General features: G+C 54.6%; 12 protein-coding genes. 11 read left to right on the forward strand and 1 reads right to left on the reverse strand.

The genetic code is table 11. From position 1 onward, the window contains the following. Window positions 1-427: hypothetical protein (locus tag ATHL_RS02270; protein WP_162787549.1), on the reverse strand; the 427-nt coding region annotated here is incomplete at its 3' end. Between the two features lie 152 nt (window positions 428-579). On the opposite strand from ATHL_RS02270, the gene ATHL_RS02275 reads away from it, so the two are divergent. The 11 genes from ATHL_RS02275 to add all read left to right on the forward strand — a co-directional run bounded on the left by ATHL_RS02275 (window position 580) and on the right by add (window position 11,892). Further along, window positions 580-1,677 carry a magnesium chelatase ATPase subunit I gene (locus tag ATHL_RS02275; protein WP_062189349.1) on the forward strand — a complete coding sequence of 366 codons (1,098 nt, stop codon included), beginning with the start codon at window positions 580-582 and terminating at the stop codon, window positions 1,675-1,677. 41 nt (window positions 1,678-1,718) lie between these two features. Beyond that, window positions 1,719-2,639: a vWA domain-containing protein gene (locus tag ATHL_RS02280; protein ID WP_201797922.1), complete on the forward strand. Its 921-nt coding sequence runs from the start codon at window positions 1,719-1,721 to the stop codon at window positions 2,637-2,639. Between the two features lie 129 nt (window positions 2,640-2,768). Next, window positions 2,769-3,179 (forward strand): hypothetical protein, encoded by a 411-nt coding sequence (locus ATHL_RS18725; RefSeq protein WP_162787550.1) that lies wholly within the window; start codon window positions 2,769-2,771, stop codon window positions 3,177-3,179. A gap of 33 nt (window positions 3,180-3,212) precedes the next feature. After that, complete coding sequence (locus ATHL_RS02290; RefSeq protein ID WP_062189353.1) at window positions 3,213-4,274, forward strand: M42 family metallopeptidase; 1,062 nt, start codon at window positions 3,213-3,215, stop codon at window positions 4,272-4,274. Between the two features lie 30 nt (window positions 4,275-4,304). After that, window positions 4,305-5,966 (forward strand): DNA methyltransferase, encoded by a 1,662-nt coding sequence (locus tag ATHL_RS02295; RefSeq protein ID WP_162787551.1) that lies wholly within the window; start codon window positions 4,305-4,307, stop codon window positions 5,964-5,966. Next, a complete protein-coding gene (locus ATHL_RS02300) occupies window positions 5,950-6,897 on the forward strand; it encodes a DpnII family type II restriction endonuclease (RefSeq protein ID WP_062189357.1) in 948 nt (315 codons plus the stop codon). The genes ATHL_RS02295 and ATHL_RS02300 overlap by 17 nt, the downstream gene beginning before the upstream one ends. A 4-nt stretch (window positions 6,898-6,901) precedes the next feature. Further along, on the forward strand, window positions 6,902-7,981 hold the full coding sequence (locus tag ATHL_RS02305) for a M42 family metallopeptidase (RefSeq protein WP_062189358.1): 1,080 nt from the start codon (window positions 6,902-6,904) through the stop codon (window positions 7,979-7,981). 33 nt (window positions 7,982-8,014) lie between these two features. After that, window positions 8,015-9,013, forward strand: coding sequence for a M42 family metallopeptidase (locus ATHL_RS02310; RefSeq protein WP_084001113.1), 999 nt, complete (start codon window positions 8,015-8,017; stop codon window positions 9,011-9,013). A gap of 107 nt (window positions 9,014-9,120) precedes the next feature. Then, window positions 9,121-10,425 (forward strand): extracellular solute-binding protein, encoded by a 1,305-nt coding sequence (locus tag ATHL_RS02315; RefSeq protein ID WP_162787552.1) that lies wholly within the window; start codon window positions 9,121-9,123, stop codon window positions 10,423-10,425. Between the two features lie 4 nt (window positions 10,426-10,429). Further along, window positions 10,430-10,780, forward strand: a complete 351-nt coding sequence (locus ATHL_RS02320) for a hypothetical protein (RefSeq protein WP_062189362.1) — start codon at window positions 10,430-10,432, stop codon at window positions 10,778-10,780. A gap of 53 nt (window positions 10,781-10,833) precedes the next feature. Further along, window positions 10,834-11,892, forward strand: a complete 1,059-nt coding sequence (gene add / locus ATHL_RS02325) for an adenosine deaminase (RefSeq protein WP_062189364.1) — start codon at window positions 10,834-10,836, stop codon at window positions 11,890-11,892. The last annotated feature ends 1 nt before the right edge of the window (window position 11,893 follow it).

Here is an 11,893-nt window from a genome sequence, read left to right on the forward strand (position 1 = left end):
GGGTTGTGGTGGATGTGGGTGAAGGGGTTGCGGTAGGAGGTGGGGCCGGTGGTGGGGTTTGTTGAATCTGGTACTCCCGCAATTGTTGCACCTCGTCGCCGCACCAGAAATCGGTGCTACTGACCATCGAGCACATGACTCCCACCTGAGGCACTGGCTTGGCTGGTTCCAGGCAGAAGGTATCTACCTGCCAGCCGTCTCCGTGGCACATTCTCACCCGCTGGAGGTTGCCAGACTGGCCAGGTACCGGGCCAACCCCCAAATCGACACACACCGTCCAGCCATGCAGGGGAAGGGTTTCCTGAGATAATGCCCGACTGGAAGAAGAAGCCGTCACTGCCTGAGGCGCCCGGGTGAGAGAAAACACCAGAAGCGTCAAAGCGATGAAAAATCCGGCTATCCATGCCAGACTTGCTTTTTTAACCATGGTTCCTCCCTGCAAACCGGCGGCGAAAGTGGATGTAACCGGGTTGCTTATGATTTTACATGATCAGGAACCGCTTTTCTATCCCCGATTCGTGGTAAACTTGATTCCGCTAACCCGGTGAGGTGAACTTCATACCCGGACTACAGGAAAAAATGCTTCCGATTTATCCTTTTACTGCCATCGTTGGACAGGAGCGCATGCGCCGCGCCCTGGTGCTTAATGCAATCGACCCGCGCATTGGCGGAGTGTTAATTCGCGGGGAGCGAGGAACGGCCAAGTCCACAGCTGCACGTGCGCTGGCGGCGCTTTTACCGCTGGTGCGGGTGGTGAGTGACTGCCGCTTTGGTTGCGACCCTGATACTCCAGCCAACTGGTGCACCGAATGCCGTGAGCGCGCTGAGCGGGGTGAGCAACTGCCGGTGGCAACCCGGCAAATTCCCTTTATTAACCTGCCAGTTTCGGCTACCGAAGACCGCGTGGTGGGGACGCTGGACATAGAAGCGGCCATCCAGCGCGGTGAACGGCATTTTGAACCCGGTGTGCTGGCCGCCGCTAACCGGGGATTGCTGTACATTGATGAAGTCAACCTGCTGGATGATCACGTGGTGGATGTGCTCCTGGATGCAGCCGCGATGGGCATGAACATCATTGAACGTGAAGGAATTTCTTTCAGCCATCCTGCACGGTTTATTCTGGTGGGCACAATGAACCCTGAAGAGGGAGACCTGCGCCCGCAACTGCTGGATCGCTTTGCACTTTCGGTAGAAATTCACGGCATTCGCGATGCCCGCGAGCGGGTCATCATCATGGAACGGAATCTGGCCTTTGAGAGAGACCCGGCCGGTTTTGTGGCTGAATGGCAGCCCAAAGAACGCGAGCTATCTCAAAAGATTGAGGCGGCCCGAAAGCTGCTGGATGAAGTGACCTACACCAGCCGTGATTTGCTTTCGATTGCTTCCTTAACGGCCTCGCTTGGAGTGGATGGTCATCGTCCTGATCTGGTGATCCTCAAGGCGGCACGGGCTCAGGCGGCTTTTGAAGGACGGACAGCCATTACCCCCCGCGATATTGCGCTGGCGGCTGAACTGGCTCTGCCGCATCGCTTAAAACATACCCCCTTCCAGCAGGCGTCCACGACGATGGAAGAACTGGCCGAAAGATTGGATCAACTGCAGGGTGGTTCAACCCAGGGTGAACCTCAGGAAGTTCGCACCTCCGGGCAGGAAGAGAGCGATCAAAAAAAAACGTAATTGACGGCGCGGCAGGCCAGGAAGACCAGGAAACCAGCCAGATGGAACCTGCCCGCCAGGATATTTTTGACCAGGGGAACCAGCAGTGGTGGACGGGGGGAAAATCGGTCAGGGTTGGTGAGTCCTTCGCCCCCCGGCGGCTGGATACCCCGCTGGATAAGATGATGCGCCGAAACGCCGGTAGACGCTCGCGTACCTTTACCGAGCGGAAGCGCGGACGTTACATTATGGCCAGGCCAGCCGGGAGAAAGCGGGATGATCTGGCGTTCGATGCCACCCTGCGTGCGGCAGCTCCCTTTCAGCGTCAGCGTGAAGATCTCAAGCGGCTCAACCGGGTGGCTTTTGCCGTGCGCCCTGTGGACTATCAGCGCAAGATTCGCGTCAAACGGGCGGCCAACCTGGTTCTCTTCCTGGTGGATGCCTCGTGGTCAATGGCAGTGGCAGAGCGGATGGCTGCCACCAAGGGGGCGATCCTCTCCTTACTCAACGATGCCTACCAGCGGCGCGATCGCGTAGGGCTGATCACCTTCCAGCGCGACCGGGCTACCCTGGTGTTACCTCCCACCAATTCAGTGCAGCTTGCTGAACAGGCACTGCGCGATATTCCGGTAGGGGGGAAGACGCCCCTCTCGGCAGGGTTGGAACTGGCTTATCAGGTGATCCGGCGAGAGAAGTTGCTCCACCCGGATGTTCTGCCGCTGTTGATTGTTCTGACGGATGGGGCGGGGAATGTCTCGATGGGTTATTTGCCCCCTCTGGAAGAAGCCCGCTGGCTTGCTCAGCGGATTGCTGAGGAGAAAATTCACAGCGTGGTGATCAACATGGAACACGCCGCGTTTGATCAGGGGTTGGCTCAGGACCTGGCCGACCATCTCAAAGGCCCATGTTATGCACTGGCCGACCTGAGGGCAGAAAGCCTGTACTTTACCGTACGACAGGAGATAGGCAAGGCCCGGGGATAGTCTCTGGTTGGAAGCGAACTCTGATGAAGCAGAAGTCACAGGCATGAAATGGAGTTCTGAAGTGAAAGCTCCACTTGCCACAAATCCTCAGGGATGATATGATGAAGTCTATGGGAGGAAAAGCCCACCATGGCGGCCATCCACGACCAACAACGCAATAACATTCGCACCATTCTTGTGATTGCCATCGTCATCGCCGCTGCCTGCTACTGTGTGGGTATTACAGCTGTGCAGATCAGCGAGTGGGCTAACCGTCCGCGTACCCCTACACCGACCCTTACGCTGACCCCCTCTCTTACCGAGACACCCACACCCATTACTCAGACTCCCACACCCAGCCCTGTGGTTCCAACCGATACCCCTACCATTACCCTCACCGCCAGCCCGACACCCACATTCTTCACCTTTACGCCTACCGCCTCCAATACCCCAACGCTGACGTTCACTCCGCTGCCGCCCTCCGCCACCTTCACGCCCACGCTGGCACCCCCGACGGATACGCAATCGCCATCGGATACACCCACGACCCCCTCTCCATAACAGGGGTTCATTTTCATCAAAATGGATGGTTCCATGCCTGATCTCAAAGAATTTTTAAAACGAATCATCTCGCTTCCCGGTCTCTCCGGTCATGAGGGGCCGGTACGCGAAGTTATCGCTGAAGCCTGGAAGCCGCTGGTTGATGAGATTTCGGTCAGCCGGCTGGGGAGCCTGCATGCTTTGAAACACGGCCAGGCTGCCCCTCCGCGCCCGAAGATTCTCCTTGCCGCCCACATGGACGCAATCGGCCTCATGGTCACCAGGGTGACACCGGAGGGCTTTCTGTATTTCACCGAAGTGGGCGGGGTTGACCCGCGAATTCTTCCGGCGCAGGCAGTGACGGTGCACGCCCGGCGAGACCTGCCAGGCGTGATTGGCCAGCCTCCTGACCGGCTGCTCCCTCCTCACCTGCGGGGAAAGCCCGTGCCGATGAGCCACCTGGTGGTGGATGTGGGCCTGCCTCCTGAAGAAGTGCAGGCACTGGTGCGGGTGGGAGACCTGATCTCTTTTGCTACTGAACCACTGGAGCTGGGGGAAGATCTCATCGCTGGTCATACCCTCGACGATCGCGCGGCGGTAGCTGCGGTTACCGCCTGCCTGGACGAGCTGAAAGCGGTGAATCACGCCTGGGATGTGGTTGCCGTGGCAACGGTTCAGGAAGAGGAAACGCTGGGTGGTGGATTGACCTCGCCGTTTGAAATCCGACCGGATATTGCCGTGGCCATTGATGTAACCTTTGCCAAGGGGCCGGGGGTCAATGATTATCGCGGGCGCGGGCTGGGGAAGGGCGTGGCCCTCGGCTGGGGGCCAAACACCCACCCGGCCATTTTTGAAAGCTTTAAAGAACTGGCCGATCAGCTTGACCTGCCCTATGAAGTTGAAGTGCACCCGCGTTACTCTGGTACCGACGCTATGGGCATGCAAATTGTCGCGGAGGGTATTCCAACCATGGTGTTGAGCATTCCCTTGCGCTATATGCATACCCCGGTGGAGGTGGTATCCATGAAAGATGTTCGCCGGGCAGGCCGCCTGCTGGCGCAGTTTATTGCCGGGTTGACGCCGGAGTTTATGGAACAATTGAAATGGGATGAGTAGCCAAATCGCTATATGATCCGACATCTGATCATGTCTGACGAACCATTATTAGTAGAGGATGCAAAAAGAATTGCATCTCAGTCATTAGATTTTGCCTTGCTGGTTTCAGGTGGGTTATCTGAAGAGACCTGGAAGTCCATTGATGGTCTTTTGGATGACTTGGTGCGCTCCTTAAAGCCCGGTGGATTATTGTTCGTCCAGGGCTTGCCTATCCATTTGCCATCATTGGGAGTGTATCTGGATCAGCGGTTGAATTTTAAGTACTGGATTGTTCTTGAGTCCAGCATAAAACAATTTACCAATGGGTTGCCATCTGTCCATAGCGGTTTATTGATGTTTGTAAAAGGTCATCATTTTGAAATAAATAAAGTGAGAACTCCCCATGAGTATTGCAAAGCCTGTGAAAGAACACTGAAGGATTGGGGAGGAAAAGCCCACTTGATGAATCCAGCTGGGGCAGCTATTTCTGATGTTTGGAAAGCGCAGAATGCAGAAGACAACTACACTTCTTTGAGCGAGGCGTTCTATCAGCGGATATTGAGTTTGGTAGATGTAAATGGCAAAGAAATCATCGGTTGGGCTGGGCCAACCCATGCATTGCCCACAAGCCCAACACCCAAGCGAGTCAGCGAAAATAAAATTCAATACCAACCGAGTTTGTTCTCGGTGTTGGAACCGCATCAAACCAATCCAAAGTCTGAAGAACCGATTGGCGAATTTCCTGGCTTCAATGTGATATTGGAGGGAGATGCTTTAGAAATACTCAGAAGATATCCGAATGAGTCAATTGATTTAGTGTTTGCTGATCCTCCCTATAACTTAGATAAGTCTTACAATGTCTATAATGATGAACTAGCGGGCAAAGAATATTTAACCTGGTGTAATCAATGGCTGGAGGAATACGTCCGAATCCTGAAACCTACAGGTTCTTTATTCGTTCTTAACCTTCCACATTGGTCCATGTATCATGCCGATTACCTGAATCGGCAATTGTACTTACAAAACTGGATTGTTTGGGACGCGCTTTCTGAGCCGCGTGGAAAACTGATGCCTGCTCATTACAGCCTGCTTTTTTACACCAAACAAAAAGAAGGTTTTACATTCAACTATGAGGCCCTCAAGAATATTGACAGCCGTTTGTATTGTTTGCGAAGGGCATGTATTCGCAGCCGCAAGTTAAGAGGTGAAAACCAGCAAGAATTGCTCACAGATTTGTGGTGGAATATTCATCGGATTAAGCACCGGCGTGATCGAGATTACCATCCCTGTCAACTGCCGGAAGCACTACTCGAACGAATCATCTTACTCACCACGAACCCAAACGACGTCGTTCTCGATGCGCTGGCTGGCACTGGTACAACCATTATTACGGCTGCTAAATTGAGCCGTCGTTTTGTAGGCATTGATATTGACCCATTTTATGTTGAATTGATGCAAAGAAAGATTAAAGAAGTTCAGCTAAATGGGGAAGTAATTCGTCCTTCTATTAACCGCTCAAAAACTGGATTGACAAAGAAAGAGCTTCAATTAGAATTGCGCTCGCTTGCGAAAAAATTAGGAAGGCTTCCCACGCCAGAAGATGTAGAGATATACGGCAAGTATGATTTGAAAGTGTACCTGAATGTGTTCCCGACCTGGGGAAAGGCGATCAAAGCCGCAAAATTGGAGATTTCCGATGAAAAGAAGTGTTGAAAAGATATCCTTTGAACAAGTTTGGGAGAGTGCAAGTGTTTTTTATCTTAATCCTGCTTTAGAGGATGAAATTGATCGGGAAGTTGACAATTTACTTGACTTGGCGGTGCAAGCTCAGCTCTCCAGTGGTCAACTGATCAGGGAACGAGATTTGCGGGAGATAATCGGTCAAAATCCGGCAGTTTTGGATGTTATTCTCAGGGATTTGGAACTATCCGAGGAAAAATTTTTGAGAATCATTTCGCTCTTGCGGCGAATGGGGAGAATCGAGGGTGGTTTTGATTCGGAATGGTCGCTGGTCAGGATAAAGAGTTTAATTTCACAAGACCCACATTTTCTGAGCCTGGTAGTGTCTTTACTCTACAACGGATTTAACGATCGGGAACTGGCAAACTTGGTGCCCCGTTATTATTTGGAAAGTTTGAACTACGCCGAGATTGGTTTCAGTACGCAGGCTGCTCGCAAAGTGCGTTATAAGCGTTCATTAATCGGTACTTACGGTGCGAAAAAAGGCCATAAAGTTGAAGCAGAAATAGAAACCATTTTGCATAAAGTTCAAGATCATTACGGTATTCCTTTTCAAAAAGGACGTTCTCGTTTTGTGGAAACCGATATAGACTTTGCAGTCCCGAGTCTGGATGATCCTTGGGTTATTATCATGAGTTCTTTCCAGGAGACGACAAGCAGTGGTCAAACGAATAAGGCGCGCGATATGTTAGCCATTTACGACCGCATTCGTCATAGCAATAGCCGGTATAATGAAGACCGAATATTTGTCAATTTTGCCGATGGCGGTGGTTGGTTGGCTAGGAAACGAGACCTGTACCGGCTTTGGGAAAATTGTCATTTTTTCCTAAACCTAAATAATTTGGGCGACCTTGAAAAGATCGTACTCGAATACGTTCCCAAGAAATATTTTGAGAAAAAGTAATTCCATGAGCGAACATCTCCCATTTTCACAACTTGTTTCAAAAAGTCAACTTGCCCTGCTCGAACGGCTTTCGAATGCCTGTGCGGTATCAGGTGATGAGCAGCAGGTGCGCAAGATCGTTCTGGAAGAAATTAAACCGCATGTAGACGAAGTGCGGGTGGATGCTCTGGGCAACGTGTTGGCGGTTAAAAAATCTTCCCGGGCGGATGCTCTGCGGGTGATGGTCGATGCTCACATGGACGAAGTGGGCTTTATGATCGTGGATGATGATAAAGAAGGGCTGTTTCGCTTTGTGGCCGTTGGCGGGATTGACGAGCGCACACTGCCCGGAAAGACGGTACTGGTCGGCAAGGAAAACATTCCGGGGGTGATCGGTGCCAAGCCCATTCACCTGACGGAACCGGGTGAGACGGAAAATAAAATCCCGCTCGATTCTTTAAGGATTGATGTGGGGGCAGGGGCGGCAGGCAAGGTTAAAGTGGGAGACCGGGCCACTTTTGCCACACGCTTCCGACGGGTGGGCGATTCGATTCTGGGTAAGGCCCTGGATGACCGGCTGGGGGTGGCCACGTTGATTGAACTGCTCAAGAACCCCCCGGACGGGGTGGAATTGCTGGCCGCTTTCACCGTGCAGGAAGAGATCGGCCTGCGAGGGGCGCGGGTGGCGGCGTATGCCTTTCATCCTGACCTGGCGATTGCGATCGATTCGACCCCGGCGCTCGATTTGCCAAACTGGGATGAGCACGAAAATACCGGATATAACACCCGGCTGGGGGCGGGAGCGGCCATTTATGTTGCCGACTCGGGAACCCTCTCTGATCCGCGCCTGATACGTCATCTGGTGCAAACTGCAGAGGAACTGGGAATTCCCTACCAGTTCCGCCAGCCGGGAGGTGGAGGCACAGACGCTGGAGCCATTCACCGGGTTCGCGAGGGCATTCCCAGTGTCTCTATTTCGGTGCCGGGGCGATATGCGCATACGGCCCAGATGGTGTCCCGTCTTTCGGACTGGGAAGCCACACTGGCACTGGTGTTCCATGCGGTTTCGCGCCTGGATCGGTCCCTCTTGCTGGCCGGGCGTTAACCTGTTTTGCTGAAGATCACTGGAGAATTGCAGATGAAGGACTTAATTCGAAAACTTGTGGAAACCGTAGGCCCCTCCGGTTATGAGGCGGCAGTGCGCGAAGTAGTGCAGGCGGAGATTGAAGGCCTGGCCGATGAGATTAAAGTAGATGCCTTGGGCAACCTGATCGCCCGAAAGGGAACGCGCAGTGCCGATGGAATGCGGGTGATGCTTTCGGGGCACATGGATGAAATTGGGGTCATGGTCACTCATGTGGATGAAAAGGGTTTTGTCCGGTTTACGACCATCGGCGGGGTAAGCCCGGCCACCTGTATTGGCGGGCGAGTAAAGTTCCTTAACGGAGTTTCTGGCCTGATTTATATGGAGCGGCTCGAAAGCAGTGACCGCCTTCCATCCATGGATCAGCTGTATATTGATGTGGGAGCTTCCAGCCGTGAGACATGCCCGGTTAAAGTGGGTGATGTGGCCGTTTTCGATCGCCCCTTCCTGGATTTGAACGGTCGCCTTGTTTCCAAGGCCATGGATGACCGCATTGCTGTGGCGGTGATGATCCAGGCGTTGAAGGAGTGCCAGAACAGCCCGCATGAACTGTATTTCGTCTTCAGCACCCAGGAAGAGGTGGGCCTGCGCGGGGCGACCACCGCCGCGTTTGGGGTGGACCCGGAACTGGCCCTGGCAGTGGATGTGACCCGTACCGGCGATACGCCCAAGGGGGTAAAAATGGAGGTTTCGCTGGGAAAAGGTCCGGCCATTAAAGTGCGAGACAGCGGCATGCTGGCGGATCCTCGCGTGGTGCGCTGGATGGTTGAGACCGCCGAAAAGAGTGGTATCCCCTATCAGCTTGAGGTGCTGGAAGCCGGTACAACCGACGCGCGCGCCATGCAGCTTACCCGGGCCGGGGTGCCTGCAGGGTGTCTTTCCATTCCTACCCGCTACATTCACAGCCCGTCTGAAATGGTGGACTACGAGGATGTGCTTCAGTCGGTGCGGCTTCTGGTTGAACTGATCAGCCATCCTGTTTCGCTGGGGTGAAAACGACGCGGTTCTCTGGCGTGAAAATGGCGCAAATCGGGTCTGTGCCATCACCTGTCCGGTGGAATTGGAAAAAGACTTTTCGGTCTTCCTGTTATACTCGTGGATTGGCGGCCTTCCTTGGGATGTGGTGGATCACAATCCTGTTGACGGCGTGTCAGGCGCTGGATCGATTCCCGTTTACCTTTTTGACACCCGTTGCCACACCTACTGCGGAGGGTGCGGCGCTGACCCTGACCCCGCAACCCACCCCTGAGCCGACCCAAACGCCTACACCTCTGCCGCCGAATGAACTGACGTTGTGGCTTCCGCCGGAATTTGCCCCCGGGTCGGGCGGGCGGGCAGGAGAGGTGTTAGATAAGCGGTTGGCGGCCTTCGAAACAGAGCACGGCATCCGCATCAAAGTGCGTTTGAAAGCCGCAAGTGGACCGGGCGGGTTATTAGAATCACTCAGTGCGGCCAGTGTCGCGGCGCCGCGCTCATTACCGGGGGTGGTGGCTTTGCCCCGGCCTGAATTTGAAGTGGCGGCGATTAAAGGGTTGCTGGTACCCCTCGATCCACTGGGCAGGGTGCTCGAATCCTCAGACTGGTATCCGTATGCCCGGGAGCTGGCCATGGTTCAGGGGGTAACCTTCGGGTTGCCTTTTGCCGGGGACGCCCAGGTTCTGGTCTACCGCGCCAGCCAGGTACACCCGCCGCTTGGCAACTGGGAGGATCTGATTCAGCTTGGCCAGCCGGTGGGAATAGCCTTTAGCAGCCCCACGGCTATGACCACCCTGGCGCTGTACCGCTCCATCGGTGGCGAAGTGGAAGATGCTCAGCATCGTCCGTTATTACAGAGTGAACCTCTGGCCCGGGTGCTGACCCTCTATCGAACGGGGGCGAACCGCGGTCTGTTTCCTCTGTGGATGGCCGATTTCCAGAGCGAAAGCCAGGTGTGGCAGGCCTATCAGGATCAACGTTTCCATGTGTGTGTGGCCTGGATTTCAGATTACCTTGGAGAACAACCACCCGACAGCCTGCCAGCGCCTCTGCCGCAACTTGAGGATACGCCCTATACCATGGCGACGGGTTGGATTTGGGCGGTAGCCGATCCTTTGCCCGAGCGTCAGGCGTTGAGCATTGAACTGGTGGAATGGTTGAGCGACTCACAGTTTCTTGGAGAGTGGAGCGAAGCGGCGGGCTTCCTTCCTACACGGCCAGCGGCGCTTTCTGCCTGGCAGAATCAGACCTTCAAAAGTGTGCTCACACAGGTGGCTCTCTCTGCCCATGCCCGCCCCTCGACGGAATTGCTTTCTGGCCTGGGGGGAGTGCTGGAGGAAGCGGCAGTAAGAGTGGTGCGGCTGGAAGCAGAACCCTCACAGGCGGCAGTGGATGCAGTGGAGCGGTTAGCTGACCGGCAAACGAGGTGATGGCATGTTTCGGTTTTTGCAAAACCTTTGGAAACAAATGGACTGGCGCATCTGGATCACCTGCCTCATTTTCTCTTTCCTGGTGGCTACCAGCCTGGCCTGGAGGGAGCCACCGGCAAACCGGATGGCGGGGGCTGTACCCGGGCAGGAAAAGATGGCGTCCATTCAGATGCAAGAAGCCACAACAGACCAATGGCTCGACTCTACTCCCACAAAGACTCCGCTTCCGCCCGAATTGATGGCTAATTATCAGCAAACGACGGGGGTGATTGTCTTTGCGGGTGTGGTGGTGCTGGTGGTGGTGGGTGGCGTGTTGCGAGAGTTTCTCCGGGGAAGACATACCGGTCGCTCATGAGTATCCCGGATGCTTCCCTGGCCTTTGTAAACCATGATCAGGGGTGACAGGTAATGGGCTGGTATCCGCGCATTTCGACAGGTCAGTTATCGTTCTACCGGGCGATTCCCAAGGTGGAGCTTCATCGACATCTGGAAGGCTCACTGCGATTGAATACCCTGCTGGAAATCGCCCGTGAGCATGGCCTGACCATTCCAGAAACGCATTTCAGTTCTCTGGTACAGATGCAAAAGGATGACCCTCTGACTTTTGCCAACTTCCTCGGAAAATTCCAAACCCTGCGTATTTTCTACCGCTCACCCGAGGTCATTACGCGCATCACCCGTGAAGCCATTGTGGATGCCGCGGAAGATGGCGTGAAGTACCTGGAGTTGCGCTTTACACCGATGGCACTCAGCCGATTGCAGGGATTTTCTTACGGCGAAGTGATGGACTGGGTTCTGGAGGCGGCTCAGGAAGCCGAACGGCAGACGCATGTGGTCACCCGGTTGATTGTCTCGGTTAACCGCCATGAGCCGGTTTCGGTAGCCGAAGAGGTGATCCGACAGGCAGTGGATCGGAAATCGCGCGGGATTGTGGGTTTTGACCTGGCAGGCAATGAAGTGGAATTCCCGGCGCGCCCTTTTGCGGGAGTGTTCCGTGAGGCACGCGAAAGCGGTCTGCACCTGACGGTACATGCAGGTGAGTGGGGGGGGCCTGAGAACGTACGTGAGGCCATCGAAGTGTTGGGTGCCGAGCGGATTGGACATGGGGTACGGGTGATGGAAGACCCCAGTGTGGTGGATCTGGCGCGTGAACGCCACGTGCTTTTTGAGGTGTGCATGACCAGTAATTTTCAGACCGGGGTGGTACCCTCACTACAGCAACACCCGCTTCCTCAGATGGTAGAGGCCGGGTTGAACGTTTCCATTAATACCGATGACCCCGGTATCTCACGGATTACCCTGACCGATGAGTACCGCGTTGCCCTGGAAGAAATGGGTATGCCTGTGGCGGCGCTGGTAAACTGCATCCTGGCTGCAGCTCTGGGGTCCTTTCAGCCGCCCGAAGACCGGGTGGCGCTGGCCACCCAACTTCAGCCGACCTTGAATAAAGTGTTGAGGAATTTATAGA

This window comes from Anaerolinea thermolimosa, assembly GCF_001050195.2.
Lineage (GTDB): Bacteria > Chloroflexota > Anaerolineae > Anaerolineales > Anaerolineaceae > Anaerolinea > Anaerolinea thermolimosa.

Excerpts from the sequence above, each read along its gene's own strand:
- ATHL_RS02275 (WP_062189349.1), top strand. The coding sequence starts at position 580 with ATGCTTCCGATTTATCCTTTTACTGCCATCGTTGGACAGGAGCGCATG.
- ATHL_RS02280 (WP_201797922.1), top strand. The coding sequence starts at position 1,719 with ATGGAACCTGCCCGCCAGGATATTTTTGACCAGGGGAACCAGCAGTGG.
- ATHL_RS18725 (WP_162787550.1), top strand. The coding sequence starts at position 2,769 with ATGGCGGCCATCCACGACCAACAACGCAATAACATTCGCACCATTCTT.
- ATHL_RS02290 (WP_062189353.1), top strand. The coding sequence starts at position 3,213 with ATGCCTGATCTCAAAGAATTTTTAAAACGAATCATCTCGCTTCCCGGT.
- ATHL_RS02295 (WP_162787551.1), top strand. The coding sequence starts at position 4,305 with ATGTCTGACGAACCATTATTAGTAGAGGATGCAAAAAGAATTGCATCT.
- ATHL_RS02300 (WP_062189357.1), top strand. The coding sequence starts at position 5,950 with ATGAAAAGAAGTGTTGAAAAGATATCCTTTGAACAAGTTTGGGAGAGT.
- ATHL_RS02305 (WP_062189358.1), top strand. The coding sequence starts at position 6,902 with ATGAGCGAACATCTCCCATTTTCACAACTTGTTTCAAAAAGTCAACTT.
- ATHL_RS02310 (WP_084001113.1), top strand. The coding sequence starts at position 8,015 with ATGAAGGACTTAATTCGAAAACTTGTGGAAACCGTAGGCCCCTCCGGT.
- ATHL_RS02320 (WP_062189362.1), top strand. The coding sequence starts at position 10,430 with ATGTTTCGGTTTTTGCAAAACCTTTGGAAACAAATGGACTGGCGCATC.
- add (WP_062189364.1), top strand. The coding sequence starts at position 10,834 with ATGGGCTGGTATCCGCGCATTTCGACAGGTCAGTTATCGTTCTACCGG.